The 22,273-nt window shown below is 37.5% G+C and carries 14 protein-coding genes; 6 read left to right on the top strand and 8 right to left on the bottom strand.

Features of this window, described 5'->3' with window-relative positions; translation table 11 throughout:
• Positions 1 to 5 precede the first annotated feature (5 nt).
• From ACH3PA_RS09585 to ACH3PA_RS09575, 3 genes are all read right to left on the bottom strand, one after another.
• On the bottom strand, positions 6 to 2,984 hold the full coding sequence (locus tag ACH3PA_RS09585) for a SusC/RagA family TonB-linked outer membrane protein (RefSeq protein ID WP_416444767.1): 2,979 nt from the start codon (positions 2,982 to 2,984) through the stop codon (positions 6 to 8).
• A 266-nt stretch (positions 2,985 to 3,250) separates the two neighbouring features.
• The gene (locus ACH3PA_RS09580; protein WP_416444769.1) at positions 3,251 to 7,303 is read right to left on the bottom strand and encodes a hybrid sensor histidine kinase/response regulator transcription factor; all 4,053 of its coding nucleotides are present in this window, start codon (positions 7,301 to 7,303) and stop codon (positions 3,251 to 3,253) included.
• Positions 7,304 to 7,441: 138 nt separating this feature from the next.
• Positions 7,442 to 8,143 (bottom strand): NUDIX hydrolase, encoded by a 702-nt coding sequence (locus ACH3PA_RS09575; protein WP_416444771.1) that lies wholly within the window; start codon positions 8,141 to 8,143, stop codon positions 7,442 to 7,444.
• Positions 8,144 to 8,268: 125 nt separating this feature from the next.
• Here ACH3PA_RS09575 and ACH3PA_RS09570 point away from each other — a divergent pair, with 125 nt between their 5' ends.
• Positions 8,269 to 10,887 (top strand): cellulase family glycosylhydrolase, encoded by a 2,619-nt coding sequence (locus ACH3PA_RS09570; RefSeq protein WP_416444773.1) that lies wholly within the window; start codon positions 8,269 to 8,271, stop codon positions 10,885 to 10,887.
• Positions 10,888 to 10,982: 95 nt separating this feature from the next.
• Here the strand turns inward: ACH3PA_RS09570 and ACH3PA_RS09565 are convergent, their stop codons facing one another.
• From ACH3PA_RS09565 to alaS, 3 genes are all read right to left on the bottom strand, one after another.
• Entirely contained in the window at positions 10,983 to 14,111 is a 3,129-nt protein-coding gene (locus ACH3PA_RS09565; protein WP_416444775.1) for a glycoside hydrolase family 2 TIM barrel-domain containing protein, read from the bottom strand.
• A 146-nt stretch (positions 14,112 to 14,257) separates the two neighbouring features.
• Complete coding sequence (locus ACH3PA_RS09560) at positions 14,258 to 15,205, bottom strand: GSCFA domain-containing protein (protein ID WP_416444777.1); 948 nt, start codon at positions 15,203 to 15,205, stop codon at positions 14,258 to 14,260.
• Positions 15,206 to 15,381: 176 nt separating this feature from the next.
• Entirely contained in the window at positions 15,382 to 17,994 is a 2,613-nt protein-coding gene (alaS, locus tag ACH3PA_RS09555) for an alanine--tRNA ligase (RefSeq protein WP_416444779.1), read from the bottom strand.
• A gap of 130 nt (positions 17,995 to 18,124) precedes the next feature.
• Between alaS and ACH3PA_RS09550 the strand changes: the two genes are divergently transcribed.
• Genes ACH3PA_RS09550 through ACH3PA_RS09530 form a run of 5 tightly spaced genes read left to right on the top strand, consistent with a single transcriptional unit; the run spans position 18,125 to position 21,313 of the window.
• The gene (locus ACH3PA_RS09550; RefSeq protein ID WP_416444781.1) at positions 18,125 to 19,102 is read left to right on the top strand and encodes a M23 family metallopeptidase; all 978 of its coding nucleotides are present in this window, start codon (positions 18,125 to 18,127) and stop codon (positions 19,100 to 19,102) included.
• Positions 19,102 to 19,431 carry a MerR family transcriptional regulator gene (locus ACH3PA_RS09545; protein WP_416448145.1) on the top strand — a complete coding sequence of 110 codons (330 nt, stop codon included), beginning with the start codon at positions 19,102 to 19,104 and terminating at the stop codon, positions 19,429 to 19,431. Before ACH3PA_RS09550 ends, ACH3PA_RS09545 begins: the two co-directional genes overlap by 1 nt.
• A 15-nt stretch (positions 19,432 to 19,446) precedes the next feature.
• Entirely contained in the window at positions 19,447 to 20,058 is a 612-nt protein-coding gene (locus tag ACH3PA_RS09540) for a LemA family protein (RefSeq protein ID WP_416444785.1), read from the top strand.
• Positions 20,058 to 20,498, top strand: coding sequence for a TPM domain-containing protein (locus tag ACH3PA_RS09535; protein WP_416444787.1), 441 nt, complete (start codon positions 20,058 to 20,060; stop codon positions 20,496 to 20,498). The genes ACH3PA_RS09540 and ACH3PA_RS09535 overlap by 1 nt, the downstream gene beginning before the upstream one ends.
• A complete protein-coding gene (locus ACH3PA_RS09530; RefSeq protein WP_416446623.1) occupies positions 20,492 to 21,313 on the top strand; it encodes a TPM domain-containing protein in 822 nt (273 codons plus the stop codon). Before ACH3PA_RS09535 ends, ACH3PA_RS09530 begins: the two co-directional genes overlap by 7 nt.
• 81 nt (positions 21,314 to 21,394) lie before the next feature.
• Here the strand turns inward: ACH3PA_RS09530 and ACH3PA_RS09525 are convergent, their stop codons facing one another.
• Positions 21,395 to 21,763, bottom strand: a complete 369-nt coding sequence (locus tag ACH3PA_RS09525; protein ID WP_416444789.1) for a hypothetical protein — start codon at positions 21,761 to 21,763, stop codon at positions 21,395 to 21,397.
• Positions 21,764 to 21,773: 10 nt separating this feature from the next.
• Entirely contained in the window at positions 21,774 to 22,256 is a 483-nt protein-coding gene (locus ACH3PA_RS09520; RefSeq protein WP_416448144.1) for a GAF domain-containing protein, read from the bottom strand.
• Positions 22,257 to 22,273 lie beyond the last annotated feature (17 nt).

Genomic DNA, 22,273 nt, shown 5'->3' with positions numbered 1-22,273 from the left:
TTTTTTTAAAGTCTTACATTCATACCCAACAAAAATGTTCTGGGCCGTGGGTAAAGTGTGTTATCAATTCCATTTTCAAACACTTCGGGGTCTAAACCACTATAGTCTGTTATGGTAAATACATTTTGCACTCCGGCAGATAATCTTATAGATGCTGTATCACTCCACAAATTAGGAATGGTGTAACCCAGAGTTAGGTTATCCATTTTTAAGAAAGAGGCATTTTCTATAAAATAATCTGATAAAATAACGTCTTCGGTGGTATTAAAACCTGTATTCAGAACGCTTACCGGAAGATTAGCAACGACTGAATTATTTTGAAGAAGATCATATTGAGCACGAGACGAATTCACATTATTATAAATATAATTACCAAGACTTGCTCTTAGATTAAAGGAAAGGTCAAAATTTCCATAGCTCATATTCGAAAGAAAACCCATTGTAACATCTGGAGTACCATTTTTATGAATGTATCTGTCGCTGCTGTTTATAATATTATCTCCATTAAGATCGGCATAACCTCCTTCTATTGGTCTTCCTTCGTTATTATAAATTTGCTTATACACATAAAAAGCATAAGGTGTATAGCCTACACGGTGTAATTGAATAGTATTACCGGTTCCTCCCGAAATACCACCAACTTCCTGATCCTGGCCTAAGGCAAGTGTCTTAATTTCAGTATCAATAAAAGTGGCATTGTAGTTTACATTCCAGCTAAAACCTTTATCAGCCGGACGAAAAAGGTCTGCGTTTATTGAAAATTCTATACCCTGAGAAACAAAGTCACCAATATTCTGAAAACCCGAATTACTAAAATTTGAACCGTCTGAAATAGCCGCATTCGCTAACAGATCTTTTGACTCCTTATAAAATCCTTCTAGAGAACCGGTGATGCGATCGTTTATAAAACCGTAATCAAAACCTACATTATAAGTTGAAGTCTCTTCCCATTTTAGATTCTCATTTCTAAATTGTGGTATGCCTATTTGCACCGTTTGATCCCCAAATTGATATTGAGAAGCTGGCAAGCCTCTTATATAACGCTGTAAAAACAGATCTCCATTATCCCTGCCAATGTCTTGTTGACCGGTTATACCATACCCCAGGCGCAGTTTAAGTGTAGAGAACGCTTCAGAATCTGGAAAGAAATCTTCTTTTATCTTCCATGCAAAAGCTGCTGCAGGAAAATTACCCCAACGGTTCTTCTTACTAAAACGTGAAGTACCATCTCTCCTGTAAGAAAGAGTTAGCAGATAATTATCGTTAAACGAAAAATTAGTTCTTGCAAAAAATCCTACTAATACAAGATCTGTATCTATATTAAGAACCGGCTCTGTATCTACCTGATCATTCAACAGTTCTCCAGACACATATTGCTTGCTCTCAAATTTCTGAAATGAATATCCGGCGGTGGCGTCCACATTGAATTTACCTATATCTTTATTGTAGGTCAGATACCCGTCAAATAATTTATTTCGCTGAAAGTTATGGTAATTTGATTCTGAACCTACAAGACTACCATTAGGTTGACTAACCGGGTTTTGAGGCGAAATACTCACATACCCATCTGATGTTTCTTCATCGTAACCTATATTTACTGTCGCAGTAAGATCTGGAAAGAAGTGCAAATTATAATCTAGTTTTAGGTTTCCATAGAACCGTTTAACATTACTTATGCTTTCATTTTGAAGCAAATTGGCAACCGGGTTAAAAGGCGCATCAGAAACCAGATCATTAGCATCTAATACACCATCGTTATTTAAATTATAGTATTGAAAGTACCCGCCAAAAGGTGAATTAGCATCATACACCGGCTGAGTAGGATCAAAAGTTATAGCATTCCCTTCTTCTCCGGCCGCAAAACGATTCTTAGCAAAAGTGGTGTTAGCATTTAAATTTACTTTTAGATGATTGTCAAAAAAGTCAGGATTTAGGGCCAATGACCCGTTATTTCTTTCAAATTTTGAGGTTAATCTTAAGCCCTCCTGGTAAGTTCGGCCTATTGAAACACGTGTAGGTATTTTATCAAATAGCGATCCTGAAACAGAAAGATTTTGAGTAGAAGTTATACTGTTGCGATAAATCTCATCCTGCCAGTCTGTATTGGCATCTCCTAAAAGAGGTAATAATGCAGGTCGTTCTCTGCTAACAACTTCACGCAATTCATCTGCAGAAAAAACATCTACCTTATCTCTAAGTGTGTTAATCCCTACTTGAGCATCAAAATTTACCTGAAGCGATCTGCCCCCTTTTTTAGTTGTAATAATAATTACCCCGTTAGATGCTCGCGACCCATAAATAGCTGTGGCAGAAGCATCTTTTAAAACTGTAAAAGATTCTATTTCGTTCGGGTTAATGGTACTTAAAACAGAACGAGAGCCTCCTATTGTATTATTATCTATAGGCAGACCATTTATTACAATTAACGGATCATTAGAGGCTCCCAGTGAAGCTCCCCCACGTATGCGTATTGTAGAACCAGATCCCGGTTCCCCTCCAGTATTAATAGTAAGACCAGAAACCCGCCCACTTAAAAGATTCTCTGGTGTCACAATGTTACCACGGTTAAAATCTTCAGAAGTTACTGAGGTTAAAGAACCGGTAGCATCTTTTATGGTAGTGGTACCATAACCTATAACAACAACCTGATCAAGCACATTTTCATCCTGCTCTAGCATAACATCAAGAGTTGAACCGCTTACTGCAATTTCAGATGTTTTAAAACCAACGTAGGAAAACTGAAGAATGGCTCCGCTATTAACCTGTATCTCATACTTCCCGTCAAAATCTGTGGTGGTACCAGTTGTAGTTCCTTTAAGTATAACATTTACTCCCGGTAATGGCGTGCCTGCCGTAGCATCTGCCACAGTTCCGGTTACTGTAATACCTTGACCATAAAAAAGCAATGGTAAAGTAAAAGCAATGACTGAAAAAAGCCATTTCTGAGGAATTGCTAAATCTCGTTTTGGGTGTCTAATTCTCATGAATTTTAATTAAAAAATAATATTATTAATAAGCTTATTAAACAGTCATTTCACTAAGAATAATGAAAAATTTAAATACCTGTTTTTAATAATTGATAATTTTCATGCAATTAAAACGTTTGCGTAAAAATACAGGGGTGAATTATTGATTATATGGGGGTGAATTATTCGTTATACTACCACGAACCTAGTATTTGCAGTATGCGGCCTATTTTTATTAGATTATGCCGGTTTTGATTTAAAGCAATCCTCGTGATATTGCTTTTCTATTTCTTTAGAGAAAAATAAGATGGATTTTCTCCAAATTTTTGCTTGAATAAGCGACTGAAGTATTTGCGGTCTGCATAACCTACCTTATAACTAGCTTCTGCAACAGAAAAGCCTTGTTCTGATATAAGGTTTTTTGCGATTTGAAGTTTATAATCACGCACAAACTCTACAAACGTCATCCCCGTAAGCGCTTTTATTTTTTTATAAACCACAGAATGGCTCATGCCCAACTCCTTTGAGAGAAATTCTGCATTGAGATTTTCACTGTCAATATTGTCCTGTATAGTTTCTACAAGCTTCTTGAGAAATTTCTGATTTGTTTTATTCAGAGTTCTGTCTTCTGTATTTAGAAAAGCTTCCGCCCCAAATTTTTCACGTAAGTGTCTTCTATTCTCAATTAAGTTTATGATACGGCTAAGCAATAATTTCTCATGAAAAGGTTTAGTTATATAATCGTCTGCTCCGGTATCAAAACCTTCTATTTTGTTGCTAAAAGTGGCTCTGGCGGTGAGTAAAATAACCGGAATATGACTTGTTCTCATATCTGTTTTTAATTGCGATGTAAACCTGATACCATCTAAAACCGGCATCATTATATCACTTAAAACCAGGTCTGGCTGCTCATCTACGGTAAGCTTAAAAGCTTCCTCACCGTTTACTGCTTCAATAACATTACAATAACTACTAAGAATATCTACCAGATATGATCTTATATCACCGTTATCTTCAGCTATAAGTATGGTATGACCCTGCAGGATTTTGTGATAATTGCTCTCATCTTCATCAATACTGCTCATGGTAGATAAAGTAGAAAACTCGTTCTTAAAAGGAGATAAAGATTGTATTTCTTCACTTTTAAATACTTCTTTATCTTTAGGTAGCCGTACTATAAAAACACTCCCCGTATTGCGTTCACTACTTGCGGTTATATCGCCATGATGCAGATTGACTATTTCTTTTGAAATGGAAAGACCCAGACCAAAACCTGCTTCGTTGATCTTATTTGCCGACTTAGATTGATAGAATCTCTCAAATATTCTATTAAGTTGCTTTTTAGCAATGCCTATGCCACTGTCTACCACTTTTAATTCAACATACTCGTCTACATCATTTACTTCAACTTTAATTCTTCCGCCCTTTGGGGTAAATTTAAAAGCGTTAGAAAGCAGGTTATAAAGCACCTTTTCCATTTGATTTTTATCAAACCAAATATTGATTTGTTCACTTTCTGCCGTAAACTTAAATTCAATCTCTTTTTTAGCTGCGCTGTCACCAAATGAAAGAAAGATCTCCTCGCAAAAATTGACAAAATCCCCTTCACTTACCTGCAGTTTTATTTTATTCTCCAGATTTTTAATATCGAGTAACTCATTAACCAGGTTAAGTAAATGATTACCGTGTTTTCTTACCATGACAAAAGCAGCTTCTCTTTTTTTGTCAGACGTATTTTTTTCACTAAGCCTGTTTATTGCACTTAGAATAAGAGTAATGGGCGTACGTATTTCATGTGAAATATTAGTAAAAAATTGCTGCTTCAGACTATACAGCTCTGTATCTTTTTCATGAGTAAGTTTTTCAAGGCGCAGGTTAGCTTTCATCTGTTCCCAGGCGACAATATATTTTTGAAATAAATAGAAAAGGAGGATAATAAAGAGGGCGTATATAACAAATGCCCACCATTCTAGCCAGAAAGGTTTTAATATTAAAACATCTACAGATGCATAATCTCTTCCCCAATCGCTGCCAGCTTCTCTGCTTTTCACTTTAAAGGTATAGTCGCCAGGCGATAGATTTGTAAAGGTAGCTGTGCGATCGCTACCTATATTACGCCAATTCTCATCAAAATTCTCCATCTTGATTGCATATTCACAGTCATTTGAAAAAGGAAATTGCAGAGCTGCAAACTCAAAAGTAATTACATCATCATCATACGCTAGGGTAATCTCTTTAGTAAAGCCAATACTTTGAGGTAGTATCGCATTTTTACCTATTGGGAGTTCTTTATTAAATAATTTAAAATTGGTAAGTTTTACAGCAGGTTGTGCCTGATGAGGTTTTACTTCTTCAGGATTAAAGCGCAAAACACCATTTATTCCGCCAAAGTATAACCAGCCCTTCTCATCTTTTAAAGCAGCATTTATATGAAATTCGCCAGCTAGATGAGGAAATGCAGTGAACTTATCAGCGTTATAATCATAATTAAAAATTCCCTGTTTTGTACTAAACCAGATACGACCGCTATCATCTTCGATAATGGCAGTTATAGTAGCATATCTAATATTTTTTTCGTCTGTAAATCGCTCGATCTGGTTAGTAGCAATATGTAGTCTGTTTATACCTTCTCCAGAAGTGCCTATCCATAAATTACCCCGAGAATCTTTTAATAACGAGAAAAGATTATTGCTACTTATGGAATTTGTATTGGTATCCTCGTACCTGTGATGGGTCAACTTTTGACTGCGGGTATTAAAAAGTTCGAGGCCGCCGCCAAAAGTTGCTAACCACAACTTATCAGCATCCTTTTGCATAGCAATCACGTTATCACTGCTTAAGCTTGTAGAGTCTGCCTCGCTTTCGCGAAAGCTTAAAAATGCGTGCTCCTTTGCATTAAAGTAATTGAGACCACCACCCCATGTTGCTACCCATAAATCGCCATTATCTTCTGGTATTACATAACGCACATCATTATAACTAAGAGAAGACGCATCACCGGGAATATGTTTGTACTGCGTAAAATCGGTCGTTTTTAGGTTAAAATCGGTTAAACCGTTAGCAAAACTACCCAACCAGTATCTGTTATTTGTTCCTTTTGTGATATACTGAATGTAATTCCCATTTATATAATCATCATTTTTATTAAAATACTGAGTAGAGGCATCAGTATAGTTGTAAACGGTTAACCCGTTTCCATCCAGACCCATAAACAACAAATTTTCATCTTTGTAAAGCGACAAAACGGGGTATGGATTTTGCCCTTTTATATCACTGTACAAAAATTGAGAATCACTTTTCTCACTGAGAATATTGATTCCATTCCAGGCGGTCCCTATCCAGATATTAGCCTGTGCATCTTCCATAATCTCATAAATAGCATTTCCGGAAAGAGATGATTTTAGCTGCGAGTTATATCTATAGTTGTCGATCGCTGGGTTTAATGAGTTGGGTTTTTCTATTTTTAATAGACCATTACCATCTGTACCTACCCAAATAGAACCATCTCTGTCTGTCATGATAGAGCGTACAATATTTACAGACCGGCTTTGTTTTAAATAATCTTTGAAGAAATCTGAGAATTTAAGCGTTTTAGTATCGAGCATGAGCAAGCCACCACCACCCGTACCTACAAGAATTTTGCCGGCGCTCAGTTTAGAAATATCATAAATGTAGGCAGTGAAGTAACCGTCGCCAGGAGAAATATATTTAAATTCTTCTTTTTTAATATCAAAGCGTAGCAAGCCACTGCCAAAAGTGCCAACCCATAAATATCCTTGCTCATCTTCATAAATGCTATTTACCGCATTATGATTAGGTCCTATTCCAGAAATCTGAGGTATGTATCTTGTAAAATTATTTTCTTTTTCATTGAATTTACAAATACCGCTTTCCGTTCCCAGCCAGAGATTGCCTTGCCTATCTTCTGTAATAGTATTCACCTGATTAGAAGCAATGGTTCTTATATCACTCAATGAACTTTTATACGCAAGAAAATTGTCATTTTTGCTATCATACAAATTAAGACCGCCACCCAGCGTACTAATCCATAACCGCCCTTTTTGATCTAATAAAAGGTCTGAAATATCATTTGCACTTATTGAACTATTCTGTTTGTTATAGACCTTGATCTCCTTACCATCATATCTATTTAGTCCATTTTTTGTTGCTATCCAGACAAAACCTTTATCTTCTTTAACAATACTGGTAACACGTGAATTAGACAAACCCTGTTCCTGACCCAATTTATTAAATAAAGGCTGCGTCTGAGTATAGCCTGTAATAGTCACAGCGTGGAGCAACACAAATAATAATATATTCCTGAAAACAGAATTCACGTGAGAAAATTAAGTTTTAAATGTAATTTTTACGCTTATAAAATTATGAAAATAAATCCTTTAGATAGAAGCTAACTTCTAAGTAGACAACTAATTTCTAAATTCGGAAGTTAATTTTTCACCAAAAAAAAATACATTCTATATTTCAAAATTGTAGCCAGATTGAAGTAGTTTTTTATAATTATCGGCCTCAAACATATAAAGATACGCACCACGTTTAGAACTGGTTTTATCCTTTTCATCTAATTTTCTGAGGACCTTTAAGGATAATACCTTCTTCCTGAAATTTCTAGGATCTAATTCCCGTTGATATATTGCTTCATAAAGACTTTGAAGCTGAGGTATGGTAAATTTTTCCGGCAAAAGCTCAAAACCAATGGGTTGATACTGTGCCTTTCTCCTAAGCTTTTCTAACGCATCTTTTACCATGGTATCATGGTCAAGTACCAGTTTAGGTAAATCTTTAAGTGTATACCAGAAGGCACCATGCTTTTCTACAAGTTCTCTGTCGTAATCATCAACGCGTATTAAAGCATATTGCGCAACAGAGATACATCTAAAACCATAGTCTCTTCCTGATTTTCCATAGGTTTTAGATTGTTCAAAAAAAACTTTATCAAGCCCTGTAATTTCTTTTAAGACCCGTCTTGCTGCTTCATCTACATCTTCTTCTAATTCAACAAAACTACCTATTAATGACCAGGCACCACGATCAGGATCAACTCTTCTTTTAAAAATTAAAAGTTTAAGATCCCCTTTATCAAAACCAAATACAATGCAGTCTGTTGCCACATACATTTTTGCTTGATGCGCATAATAATCAATTGCTTGTTCCTTCATGTAAAAGTTAAATATCTATTGGGCGTGGCGAAATTGACAAAACATTAAGCGTACAATTTACATTTATTTTATATTTGCCGCAACACCGTATTTAATTATGTCAAAATACAACTAATTTTAAACTCATGGCAAAGCAGCACTTATACAAAGCCCTTAATAGAAAAATAAATTTTCTTCTAAGCTTTACTTTACTCTTATTATTTAGCGCACACTTATCCGCTCAACAGGCTGATAAGGGAGATGTTTTTGTAGATAATAATGGCGTTATGCGCTGGGGCGAAAACAAAGAAGAAGTACATGGTTTTGGTGTGAATTATACCGTTCCGTTTGCTCACGCTTATCGCCAGGCAAAACAAATGGGTATTGATCCCAAAAAAGCGATTGATGACGATATTTACCATTTCTCACGCTTAGGCTTTGACTTGTACCGTATTCACGTTTGGGATACCGAAATAAGCGATACGCTGGGAAATTTAATAGAAAACGAACATCTTGACACTTTTGACTATCTGCTTAACGAACTAAAGAAAAAAGAAATCAATTATGTCATCACACCTATCGCTTTCTGGGGAAATGGCTGGCCGGAACCCGATGAAGATACACCCGGCTTTTCTCATAAATACGGCAAAGGCAAAAGTCTCACAGATCCCGGCGCGATTAAAGCTGCACAGAATTATCTGGAGCAATTCCTAAATCATGTTAATCCGTATACAAACGTTGCTTATAAAGATGAACCCAACATAATAGCGTTTGAAGTTAGCAACGAGCCGCATCACAGTGGTGAAGCTAAAAAAGTGACTCAGTATATCAAAAAAATGGTCAAAGCGATGCGAAAATCGGGAACTAAAAAGCCCATTTTCTATAACATTAGTCATGGTGTGCATTTTGTTGATGCTTATTTTGACGCAGGAATTCAAGGCGGAACATTTCAATGGTATCCTACAGGTTTAGGTTATCAACAGGAACTCCCGGGAAATTATCTGCCCAACGTAAATGACTATAATATTCCGTTCGAAGCAGACATAAAAAAACATCACGGTGCAAAACTGGTCTACGAATTTGACGCAGCAGATGTAGGCAGATCTTATATTTATCCTGCCATAGCTCGTAGTTTCCGTAAAGCTGGAATTCAAATAGCGACCCAGTTTGCCTACGACCCTACTTTCCTCGCTCCTTACAATACAGAATATAACACGCATTACATGAATCTGGCTTATGCTCCACAAAAAGCATTGAGCTTGATGATCACCTCTAAAGTTTTTCATGAAATCCCGATGTATACAGATTTTGGAAGCTATCCTGAAAACACAACTTTTGATAACTTTACGGTAGATTATAACAAAGACCTGGCTACTTACAATACCGAAGACACTTTCATATATACAAACACCACCTCAAAAGCACCAAAAAACGCCTCAAAACTGGCAAAAATCGCAGGATATGGTAACTCTCCCATAGTCGATTATGATGGCGCTGGAGCCTATTTTCTGAATAAAATAAGTGATAACACTTGGCGCCTTGAAGTTATGCCCGACGCGATCTGGGTAGATAATCCATTTGGAAAAAACAGTCTGAAAAAGACAGTAGCTGTTATCAAATGGGCAGAACACAATATGAGTTTGAAACTTGACGAACTTGGTTCATATTTAACTGTTGAAGCTATAAATGACAACAATTCCTATTCTCCTTCAGTTGATGGGAATTCCTTTAAAATTAAGCCCGGAACGTATATCATCAGTAAAACCGGAAACGCTAAAAATTGGTCTCCAGAAGATACTTTTGGCCCCAATAAACTGAAAGACTTTGTCGCTCCTAAAGATTCTGTAGATAAGCCTTGGCTTAAACATGAAGCTGTCGCTGAAACCTCAGCAGATTCACCTTTAAAAATCAATGTGCAATTTGTCTCGCCAGAAAAACCTCAGCAGATTCAATTGATCGCTCAAAATGGCATGAATTGGACTAATCTTGATCTTGAAGAAGTAGCACCATACCAATATGAAACCACTATTCCTGCAGAAAAACTGGAGACTGGTTATTTAAATTACCGCATCATTGTAAAACTGGCAGATGATAAGTTTATCTCCTATCCGTCCGGTGAAAACGGCCGACCTTCAGATTGGGATTTTTACGATCAGGATTCTTATAAAGTAACGGTAGTTCCAAAAGATAATCCTGTTTATCTCTTTGATGCCGCCGAAGATAGTGGCAAGTTAGTGAGTGAGTGGCGTCGCGGTTTTAAACTCGTTCCTACTGAAAATAAAGACGAAGCGGAATATGATATGAATATCGAAAAGCTTTTTGTTCCTGACAATGAAAACTTAAATGCTAAGCCGCGGTATGATTACAGCTTTAAGCACTTTATCCTAGATGTGATAAAAGGCCGAAAAGCTGATTTAACTTCAAAAGATTCCCTGGTTTTTAAAGGGCGTTCTTTAAATAATAAACCTGAAAAAATACAGGTTGCTTTTGTACTTGATGATGGGTCTGCTTATGGAAATATGATCACGCTACAACCAGAAGTTGCTGATTATAAAATCGCTCTAAAAGACCTAAAACCGGTCAAAACAGTGACATTACCTCGCCCTTATCCCAGTTTTCTTCCATATTATCTGGAACACGATATAACTGAAGATTTCGATATTAATCGGGTAGAAAGTTTACAATTTTCTATTGGTCCCGGCTTATCTCAAGATGCTCAAAAAGCAGCGCATGGTATCGGGATTATTGAAGTAAGTCTCGAGTAAAGTTTTGCTTTCGCGAAAGCAAAACTAAAATTAGAAAGGCGTCAATTTCAACTGAAATTGACGCCTTTTTTTTATTCAGATAATTCATCTAAATCTTACTTAACCGGAACTATCAAAAAACTATAATTATAATCTTTCGGCTTAAGTTGGTATTTGTCGTAGGTGCGCGCACCCCAACTGTTATCACCGCCTAATCCCGTTTGTTTATAATCTATGTCTACACTAATAAGATCTCGTGGTTTAATATCTGTTGTGTGTCTTTGTTGCTTTTCAACACCGGGATCAAAATCTGAAATCAAATTGTTATGTGCGCTAAATGAAAGCAATGGCATCCCAATAAATTTTAGCCCTTTTCCTTGTTTATTTGTAAATTCTATCCACCTGTTATCTGTTCTGTAGCCATTCTCCTGCGGCCGGATATACGGAAAATAAAGATCTTTTACTGAAGATTCATAAATCCCCACAAAAGCAGCTTCTTTACGATCCTGATAATTTTCCTGCAGTCCTCTTCCGTACCAGGTTACATTCTCATAAGAAGTTGGCAAAATCATATTCATACCAAATCTGGGCATTTCTGCAATTGTATCATCGCCATCATAATTAAAGTGATTGCTTACTAAAATTTCGCCATTTGTATGAATTGTATAAACCGAAGTATATGTTGAATTCACAGAATCCATTGAATAATGCATTTCAATTGAAACCCTGTCCTTGCTCTCTTTTTTCACATCGATAGCAGATAATTTATAGTTGTCGGTAGCTTCTTTCCATACACCTGCTCTCTTTTGTAAGCCGTTACCAAAGTCATTATCTGTAGGTGCGCGCCAGAAATTAATTTTTGGTCCGCGTCTTATTAACGTATCTCCACTAAAAACATAATAATTAAGCAAACCTTCTTTTTTGTCAAATGACAATTGAATATTATCATTAGCGATTACTATTTCCGCCGTATCCTGTGTTACTTTAAGCTTTTTCGCTTTAGCTGAAAAGTCTTCAGTTTTTTTCTTTGCTGAACTTAATTGAAACTGCGCTTTTGCTATCTCAAAATCTTTAGGCAGAAGGTCTTTTTCAGTTTTGGTTTTCACATAAAAATTAATAAAATACTCTTTATCAGCATTTAGCTTTCCTTTTAAAGCATCTACACTAATTGTTTGAGATTGCTGTGGCTCAATATTTAAATCGGCTAGTTTACCTTTTTCAACAGACTTTCCGTCTTCAATTAGTTCGTAGTTAAATTCAAATTGGTCGAGATTAGTAAAGAAAAAACGGTTATCAATTTTAAACTGAAATTTCAAACTATCTGTCATTTCAAAACCTACATTTTGGTAAACATATTTCACCTCACTTAATCCGGGATGCGGAGTTCTGTCAGGATTTACTAATCCGTTAAGTACGAAATTGCCATCATTATGATATCTTTTGGGTTCAAAGTCGCCGCCATAAGCCCAATATTTATTTCCTAAACTATCTGTTTGAGCCAGTCCCTGATCAACCCAATCCCAAATAAAACCGCCCTGATGTTGCTTATGCGTATACACATAATCCCAAAGATCAATTAAATTCCCGCTGCTGTTTCCCATTGCATGCGCATATTCTACCCAGATAAATGGTCGCTCTGGGTAACTGCCCATATAATATTTATCAATTTCGGGAAGACCAGCATACATCCAGCCGATTACGTCTGTGTGTGGTTCTTTAAAATGCTCACCTCTTTCTGCTCTTTCATATTGCACAGGACGCGTTTTATCCCGGTTTTTAATCCAATGATAATTATCTACAAAAGCAGGTCCATCACCGGCTTCATTACCCATAGACCAAATAATCACAGAAGGATGATTTTTATCACGCTCTACCATACGCTCTACACGATCATGATGCATTTTAGCAAATTCAGGTTTATTGGCAGGGGTTTTATCTTCGTCATAGCCAAAACCGTGACTTTCTATATTTGCCTCATCAACAACATACAGTCCATATTTATCACATAACTCATACCAGTAGGTATCATTAGGATAATGAGAAGTACGAACAGAATTGATATTGTTTTCCTTCATCAAAGTAATATCCTTCAGCATCAATTCTTTTGAAATCACATGCCCGGTGTTCTCATCATGCTCGTGCTTATTTACGCCTTTAATTATAATGGGTTTACCATTTACTAATAAGTTCCCTCCTTTAATTTCCACAGATCTAAAGCCTATTTTCACGGCAGTACTCATAAGCGTTTTTTGGTCTTCCATCAGGCTTATGGTAGCGGTATATAAGTTAGGATGCTCTGCACTCCATGCTTTGATATTTTTTATAGTTGAAGAAAATGAAACCGAATCCAGCAATGCATTTTTAAAACTTAAATTTTTATCGCTTTCATAAATCGCTTTGTTACCATCCCAAACTTTAAAGTTGATCACATAATCACCTTTTTTACCGCTTTTGTTTTCTAAAACTACATTGGCATCGAGTTCGCCATTTTTATAGTTTTCGTCTAAAGAAGCATTGATGAAAAAATCCTGAATACTTGTTTCAGGTTTGGCATATAAATAGACGTCACGCTCAATCCCACTCAATCTCCAGAAATCCTGATCCTGCAAATAGCTCGCGTCGCTCCATCTGTAAACCTCAACGGCCAGTTCATTTTCTCCTTCCTTTAAATATTGGGAAATATCAAATTCTGCAGGAGTTTTTGCTCCTTCTTTGTAACCCACTTTTTCACCGTTAATCCAAACATAAAAAGCACTATTTACCCCTCCAAAATGCAGAAAAACCTCCTTTTTTTGCCAATTTTTCGGAACCGTAAAAGTTCTTTTATAAGAACCTACAGGATTGTAACTATTATCAACAAAAGGCGGATTTATAGGAAATGGATATTCAATATTTGTATACAGCGGAAAATCGTATCCTTCCATCTGCCAGTCGGCAGGAACAGCAATTGAATCCCATTCTGAAGTATTAAAGTCGATTTTATAAAAATCTGCAGGTCGCGTATCAGGCGTTTCAGAAAAATGAAATTTCCAGGTTCCGTTTAATGATTTATAGTTTCCCGAATTGCCAAAATCGCCCTTTTTTGCCTCATTTTCGGTATTAAACACATGAAAAGTAGCATGAGGTTTTTCGGTATTGACGGATACAATATCAAGATTTTCCCATTCCGGGTTTTCTTGGCTATAGCCCTTTATAGAAAGTAAAAAAATCGCAGTAAAGATTAAAAAACCATATTTATGCATCATTGACATAGTTTTTGAATTTTCAAACCTAATTGACTGGCTGAAAAACCCGGAATTAAATATTTATTAAATGTAACAAATACGTTTAAATAAATAATACTTTACTATGATACTCTTTGATAATGATTAAACAGGTAAAGTTTTTGAGGCTAAAATCTTATGTGCTTTATTTTTTCGTGAAGTTGTTGCATTTTAATTTCAAGCTTGGCCAGAAATTTCTGATGCGCTTCAGAATTGGGATTGAAGGGGCGATGAGCTGAACCACGCTGAATTTCTTCTACTTCTGTCATTACAGATTGCGCTTCCGCGGAAATATGTGACGTCGCAAAAAGATTCCAGATATAATCTACAGCAAGCTGATTAGGATGCAGCATGTCACGATCGTAAAAACGGTAATCACGTAATTCATCCATCATGATCTCGTATGAGGGAAAGTAAGAAGTGCTATTTGTTTGTGCTAAAAATCGGTGTAAAGCGGTCAATAAATGGGCTTTACTCAGCTGATTTTCAACAAATCCATCTTTTATATGACGCACGGGAGAAACAGTGAAAATCACCGAAATATCGGGATTAATCGACCTAAAATCGGTTAAAATCTGGTGTAAATTGGCTTGAATTTCTTCAACCGAAGCCAGTTCTTTAGAAAACTGTTTCTGCGGAATTTTATGACAATTGGCTACCCAATTTCCGCTTTCGCGAAATTTATAACCCCAGGAAGTTCCCAGAGTGACAATGGCATGCGTAGTTATTTTTAGAAATTCGCGGGAGTCTGAAATTGCGGTGTTCAGGTTATTTAAAACTTCTTTTTTCGCGGAAGCGCTTAACGCAGAATGCGCATCCAGTGAAAGCCAACGCTCATTGTGATTAATTAAATCTGCTTCAGTAAATATTTTTTCAGCGACTACATAATTGAGAAATTTTGCAATTGCCGCCGGATGAAACAAAATCCCAAACGGATTTATAAGCTGCTGAAATTTATAATAATCCAGCTTCGCACCTATGTTTTCTACGAAACAAGAACCAACGAGCAAAATACGTGAATTATAATCTATAGGAACTTGAGACGGCTCAATAGGTATGCGTGTCTGAAGTTCCATGTTTTAAATATTCGCTATTTGAATTAATAATATTCCGTTCATCCTCGTCATGCTGAACTTGTTTCAGCATCAAATCAAACTAAGAAAATGAAGTTTGCAATTATACATGCAACCCTGAAATAAATTTAGGGTGACGATTAAATTTAGCTGATTACAACATTTAAATTTAAAAAATTCTAACTTAGATAAGCTTTTGCTTTTGAAAGCGCTTCTGCGATACCTTCTGGATTTTTACCGCCGGCTGTTGCAAAAAATGGCTGGCCGCCGCCGCCGCCCTGAATGTATTTTCCGAGTTCGCGTACGATTTTCCCGGCATTAAGATCTTTCGCCTGAGCGGTTTCTTTAGAAATATAGCAACTTAACAAAGCTTTTCCGCCCTCTCGGGAAGCCAACAATAAAAACAGATTATCAACCTCTCCTCCTATCTGGAAAGCCAGATCTTTCATTCCACCGGCATCAAGATCGATCTCACGCGCAAGAAATTTAACGCCGTTAACTTCTTTTATTTCGGTTATGAGTTCACTTTTAAGATTTTTAGATTTTTCCTGTAAAAGTGTTTCCAGTTGCTTTTTAAGCGCATTGTTCTCTTCCTGGAGATTTTCGATTGCTTTTACCGGTTCCTGAGCATTATTAAGCAGGTTTTTGATTGCATGTATTTGATCGTCCTGCTCTTCAAAATAATCCATCACAGCATCGCCGGTTATGGCTTCAATACGACGAATTCCGGAAGCAACCGCTCCTTCTGATCGTATTTTAAAATACCAGATCTCGCTGGTATTTTTTACATGCGTACCACCACATAATTCCATTGATTTACCAAAACGGATTGTGCGCACAGCGTCTCCATATTTCTCACCAAAAAGTGCAATTGCACCCTCGCCTATCGCCTGCTCATACGGAATACCGCGTTGTTCTTCCAGATCTAATTGTTCCTGAATACGAGCATTTACAAAGTTTTCTACTTCCTGCAATTCATCCTGTGACACTTTCGCAAAATGTGAAAAATCAAAACGTAAATAACCGCTGTGCACCATAGAACCTTTTTGCTCTACATGATTACCCAAAATCTTACGTAATGCCTGGTGTAACAAGTGAGTTGCAGAATGATTAGCAGCACTTCGAGCACGCTGTTTTTCATCTACGACTGCAGTAAACGTATCTTCAGGATTAGCCGGAAGATTTTTTGTCAGGTGAATTATTAGGCTATTTTCCTTTTTAGTATCGATGATGTAAATCACATCACCATTTGGCATTTCCAGATATCCTTTGTCACCGGTTTGACCGCCACCTTCAGGATAGAAGGGAGTAAGATTAAAAACCAACTGATACAAATCTCCGTCTTTTTTACTGGTCACTTTGCGGTAACGCGTAATCTGCACCGGAGTTGTCAAGGTGTCATAACCTACAAATTCTTCTTCAGCATCTGCATTGAGAATTGTCCAATCGCCTGCTTCTACTTTAGTAGCAGCGCGTGATCTTTCTTTTTGTTTTTGCAATTCTGTCTGGAAACCCTTTTCGTCTAGTGTATATCCTTTTTCACTTAAAATTAAAGCGGTAAGATCTATAGGGAACCCGTACGTATCATATAATTCAAAAGCCTTATTGCCTTCTACATGTTTGTTTTTCGCCTCAGCGATAATATTATCAAGCAAAATTAAACCCTGATCTAACGTGCGCAGGAAGCTCATCTCCTCTTCCTTAATCACATTGTAAATCAGATTTTGCTGTTTTTTAAGTTCAGGGAAAGCTTTACCCATTTCCTCGCTAAGCACATTAACGAGCTTGTAGATAAAAGGATCTTTGGTATTCAGAAAAGTAAAACCGTATCGTATAGCACGACGCAAAATTCTGCGTATCACATAACCGGCACCCGTGTTGCTGGGTAATTGACCATCTGCAATAGAAAATGCAACTGCACGAACGTGATCTGCAATTACACGTATGGCAATATCCTTTTCTGTACTAATGCCATATTTTGAACTGGTAATGGTTTCTATCTCACGAATGAGCGGAGTGAAAACATCAGTATCATAATTTGAAGTTGTTCCTTGAAGCACCATACAAAGGCGCTCAAAACCCATTCCCGTATCAACATGCTTCTGTGGCAAAGGTTCTAATGAGCCATCTGCTTTTCTGTTGTATTGTACAAAAACCAGATTCCAGATTTCAACAACCTGCGGGTGGTCTGCATTTACTAATGCTGCTCCCGGAATTTTTGCTTTTTCTTCTGCAGAGCGCAGATCGACATGAATTTCAGAACAAGGTCCGCATGGTCCCTGATCGCCCATTTCCCAGAAATTGTCTTTCTTGTTTCCGTTAAGGATTCTGTCTTCAGAAATAAATTGTTTCCAGAAATCAAAAGCTTCAGAATCTCTGTCCAGATTTTCGCTGGAGTCACCTTCAAAAACAGTCACGTAAAGTTTGTCTTTACCTACACCGTAAACTTCGGTAAGTAATTCCCAAGCCCATTTAATGGCTTCTTCTTTAAAGTAATCACCAAAACTCCAGTTGCCAAGCATCTCAAACATGGTGTGGTGATATGTATCTTTGCCTACCTCTTCAAGATCATTGTGCTTACCACTTACGCGCAGACATTTCTGCGTATCTGTCACCCGCTGGTTCTTTGGAATGCTGTTACCCAGAAAAAATTCCTTAAATTGGTTCATTCCCGCATTGGTAAACATCAACGTGGGATCGTTCTTAATCACCATGGGTGCAGAGGGAACGATTGTGTGGGATTTGCTTTTAAAAAATTCGAGAAATTTATCGCGTATTTCCTGAGACTTCATGCGTAGATTTTGGTATGGATTTTGCCTAAAATGTTAAAGTGGCAAACTATTTTTTATATTTGTTCGTTTTCCCATTTTAATTGCGGCTTAGGGCCGAAAACGATAACGCAAAAATAGCATATTTTAACTTATGTCTAAGGTTAAATATTATTACGATAGCGATACCCTTTCTTATCAAAAGATAGAGAAACGCAAAGGGCGGAAGATGGGTATTGTATTGGTTTCAATTCTGGGGTCTTTCCTGGCAGGTTTTATTCTTCTGCTTATCTATCTCAACATTCCCAATCTTGAAACTCCGCGGGAAAAGGCTTTGCAACGCGAATTGCAAAATATGACCCTGCAATACGATGTGCTCAATAAAAAAATGGATCAGATAGAAACTGTTCTTTCTGAAGTTGAAGAACGCGACAACAGCATTTACAGACTCTATTTTGAAGCAAACCCAATTCCTGAAGAACAGCGCAAGGCTGGTTTTGGTGGTATAAATCGCTATAAGGATCTTGAGGGTTATGATAATTCTAAAATGATCATCGAGACTAATCGTCGTCTTGATATTCTTACCAAGCAGCTTGTTGTACAAAGTAAATCTCTTGATGAGATCGCCGTACTGGCAGAAGAAAAAGAAAAATTACTTGCTGCAATACCGGCCATTCAGCCTGTGGCAAATAAAGATCTAACACGCATTGCTTCCGGTTATGGTTTGCGCAGTGACCCGTTTACTAAAGAGCGAAAAATGCACTGGGGGATGGATTTTACTGCTCCGCGTGGAACCCCCGTTTACGCCACCGGTGATGGTAAAGTTATACGAGCAGACAACCAGTCAACAGGTTACGGCAACCACATACGCATAGATCATGGGTATGGCTATGTGAGTCTTTATGCGCATCTTTACAAATACAACGTGCGCCCCGGCCAGAAGGTAGAACGAGGCGATCTTATAGGTTTTGTAGGTAGTACAGGACGGTCTGAAGGACCTCATGTGCACTACGAGATCTTTAAAGATGATGAGCGTATAAACCCAATCAATTTTTATTACGGAAACCTTTCTCCTGCAGAGTTTGATATTATTCTCAAAAAAGCTCAGATGGAAAATCAATCTCTGGATTAATGCACGTAGATCTTCCTGAAAAATTATATTACAGCATAGGCGAAGTTGCCAGAGCTTTTGATGTAAACACGTCTCTTATTAGATTTTGGGAAAAAGAATTTGATGCCTTAAAGCCAAAGAAAAACGCTAAAGGAAACCGAAAATTCACTCCTGAGGATATTAAAAATCTGGAGCTTATTTTTCACCTCGTTAGAGAGCGGGGTTTCACGCTTGAAGGCGCAAAAACACATTTAAAGGAAAATAAACGTAACACTTTAGATAAATTTCAACTAATACGTAAACTGGAAACTATAAAAGCCCAGCTTAATGATTTAAAAGATCAACTTTAATTACAACTAACGACAATGAAAAAATTTATAATCCCCATTATTATAATCGTTGCCCTGATATTTATAATAGGCAGCTGGTTTGCCGGTTTAAACAATACCATGGTTACGCTTGACGAAAAAGCCACTGCACAGTGGGGTAACGTAGAAAGCGCGTACCAAAGACGATCTGACCTTATTCCTAATATTGTGAATACGGCAAAAGGATATGCAGAATTTGAACAGGAAACTTTGACTCAGGTTATTGAAGCTCGCGCGCAAGCAACTTCTGTAAATGTAGATCCTCAAAATATCACGCCGGAACAATTGGCACAATTTCAACAGGCACAAAGCGGAGTTTCTTCGGCTTTATCCCGATTATTGGTCACTGTGGAGCGTTATCCCGAACTTCAGGCAAATGAGAACTTCAAAGAGTTGATCAATGAGCTTGAGCGTACAGAAAACCGCATCAACGTAGAGCGTAACCGCTTTAATGGTGAAGTACAGGAATACAATACATACATCAAGAAATTCCCAAACAATATGGTGGCCGGTTTCTTAGATTTTGATGAAAAAGGATATTTCAAAGCAGACGAGGGAGCACAAAATGCACCTGATGTAAACTTTGATTTTGGAAACAAAGAAGGATAATGGGCGCAGTTGTAGAGGATTTTTTAACCGCTGATGAAGAAAAAGAGATCGTAGAGGCCATCCGCCAGGCTGAGCTAAGAACTTCTGGTGAAATACGTGTGCATCTGGAACGCAGCAGTAAAATAGATCCTTTTAAACGTGCTACCCAGCTTTTTCACGAACTCAAAATGGATAACACTAAGGCCGAAAACGGGGTGTTATTCTATGTAGCCGTTGATGATAAAAAACTTGCGATTTGCGGTGATCGTGGTATTAATGCCGTGGTTCCACCTAATTTCTGGGAATCTACTCGAGATCTTATCATCTCACATTTTAAAAACCGAAACTTTAAACAGGGACTCGTAGAAGGTATTCATTCTGCAGGTGAGCAACTGCACAAGTTCTTCCCATGGGATGAAGATGACCGCAACGAACTCTCTGATGAAATCTCTGTATCTTGATCAAAAACCTCCCTTTTAAGGCCAAATATCTCCTTTTTACAGCTCTTTTCTTTTGCCTTGCGGCGAAAGGGTGGGCACAATATGATATTCCTGAAAAACCCAGCCTCCAAACCAGTGTCTATGACTATGCTAATTTATTAGACCCTTCTCAAAAAGCAGCGCTTGAAAACAAGTTAGTACGCTACAGCGACACAACCTCAACGCAGATTGTAGTCGTTGTAATAGAATCTACTCAGGGTGAAGATATAAGTTTTCTGGGATCAAAATGGGGCCAAAAATGGGGAATAGGGCAGGAAAAAGAAGATAATGGTATTCTCATCATGCTCGCAACAAAAGACAGGCGTGTAGATATAAATACCGGTTACGGCATCGAGACAATTATTACAGACCGCGATGCAGAGCAAGTTATAAACCGCATAATGATCCCAGAATTTAAGCAAGGGAATTTTTATGGCGGACTTAATCAAGGCGCTGATGCTATTTTCCAGATGCTGCAGGGAGAATACAAAGGTGAACGACAGAATAATACCGGGCCATCTATTAAGAACTTTTTGCCCTTTATTATATTCTTTATCATTCTCATTATCATACTTAGCCGTAACAGGAACAATGGCGGTCGCGGTGGTGGCGGTCGCAGAAATGCAAGCAGTACTTTGCTAGATGCTATTATTTTAAGCAGTCTGGGACGTGGCAGCTTTGGAGGAGGTTCTTCAGGAGGTGGCTTTGGCGGCGGCGGATTCGGTGGCGGCGGCGGCTTTGGTGGTGGTTTCGGTGGCGGCGGCTTTGGCGGCGGCGGAGCTTCAGGTGGCTGGTAGCTTTCGCGAAAGTTAAAACTGCTTTCGATTTAGATTACGCCTGTCAAAAATGATTTAACTGGAAAAGTAATATTGACCTATTTATTTTGTTGAAGAAGCCATAAGCTTTTTAAGCGCCATTATCGCAGTGCGGGCAAATACACCTATTACTAATACAGATAATATTGTTTTAAACACAGCAGAAACACCATAGCCGGGATTAGCAATAATCACATAAACACCTAAAGCTATGAAGCTTAAAGAAATTATTAATTGCAGAAAAAAGATGAATTTAGATTTCATCTTGTAGAGGACCATATGTTTTCTATTGAGCGAACCCGTAATTGCCAGAATTATACCGATGGTACTTACAATACCAGAAAGAAAACTCCCAAAATCATTTTTAACTGAATAGGCTATAGATATACCTCCTATAAAGAGCAGGATTCCTAATATTCTATTTTTTATCATGATTGCTATTTTAAGAACTCTGTATAAGCTTACTGCTCATAGCTTGTCCTATTTTATTGAGTTCGGTGATTTCTTCTTCTGTAAAATCATAAGGAACAGGTTTAGCTATACCAAAAACTCCGTAGAGCTTTCCTTCTAACATCATGGGCACTGCGATCGAGCCTTCCACTTTTGTTTCTTTTGCTGCGGGACGCGCTACACCAGAATCGTCAGTTTGTAAATTACACATTTCTACAGGCTCGCGACGTTCTGCAGCAATACCGGCCATCCCCTTGCCTATGGGAATCGTGCTCAATTTAGGAATTAAGAAATCGGGAATTCCTTTATGAGCCTGTACTTGTAAAAGATTTGTTTCTTTATTTAAAAAATGTAGCGTACCGGTACTGCAATCAAATGCAGTAATAATTTCTTCCAGAAGAGATTGCCAGTTTAATTCTTGTTGTTTTAATAATGAATAAACAGGTTCTAATTGTAAAGTTGGGACTTTATTCATGGTTTATTTTTTGAGTA

Origin of the sequence: Leeuwenhoekiella sp. A2 (assembly GCF_047946655.1) — a bacterium.
GTDB lineage: Bacteria > Bacteroidota > Bacteroidia > Flavobacteriales > Flavobacteriaceae > Leeuwenhoekiella.
The sequence above is the reverse complement of the archived record's forward strand: the minus strand, read 5'-3'. Positions and strand labels throughout refer to the sequence as shown.

Coding starts and splice junctions, on each gene's coding strand:
- ACH3PA_RS09585 (WP_416444767.1), bottom strand. CDS start 2,984: ATGAGAATTAGACACCCAAAACGAGATTTAGCAATTCCTCAGAAATGG.
- ACH3PA_RS09575 (WP_416444771.1), bottom strand. CDS start 8,143: ATGAAGGAACAAGCAATTGATTATTATGCGCATCAAGCAAAAATGTAT.
- ACH3PA_RS09570 (WP_416444773.1), top strand. CDS start 8,269: ATGGCAAAGCAGCACTTATACAAAGCCCTTAATAGAAAAATAAATTTT.
- ACH3PA_RS09565 (WP_416444775.1), bottom strand. CDS start 14,111: ATGATGCATAAATATGGTTTTTTAATCTTTACTGCGATTTTTTTACTT.
- ACH3PA_RS09560 (WP_416444777.1), bottom strand. CDS start 15,205: ATGGAACTTCAGACACGCATACCTATTGAGCCGTCTCAAGTTCCTATA.
- alaS (WP_416444779.1), bottom strand. CDS start 17,994: ATGAAGTCTCAGGAAATACGCGATAAATTTCTCGAATTTTTTAAAAGC.
- ACH3PA_RS09550 (WP_416444781.1), top strand. CDS start 18,125: ATGTCTAAGGTTAAATATTATTACGATAGCGATACCCTTTCTTATCAA.
- ACH3PA_RS09545 (WP_416448145.1), top strand. CDS start 19,102: ATGCACGTAGATCTTCCTGAAAAATTATATTACAGCATAGGCGAAGTT.
- ACH3PA_RS09540 (WP_416444785.1), top strand. CDS start 19,447: ATGAAAAAATTTATAATCCCCATTATTATAATCGTTGCCCTGATATTT.
- ACH3PA_RS09535 (WP_416444787.1), top strand. CDS start 20,058: ATGGGCGCAGTTGTAGAGGATTTTTTAACCGCTGATGAAGAAAAAGAG.
- ACH3PA_RS09525 (WP_416444789.1), bottom strand. CDS start 21,763: ATGATAAAAAATAGAATATTAGGAATCCTGCTCTTTATAGGAGGTATA.
- ACH3PA_RS09520 (WP_416448144.1), bottom strand. CDS start 22,256: ATGAATAAAGTCCCAACTTTACAATTAGAACCTGTTTATTCATTATTA.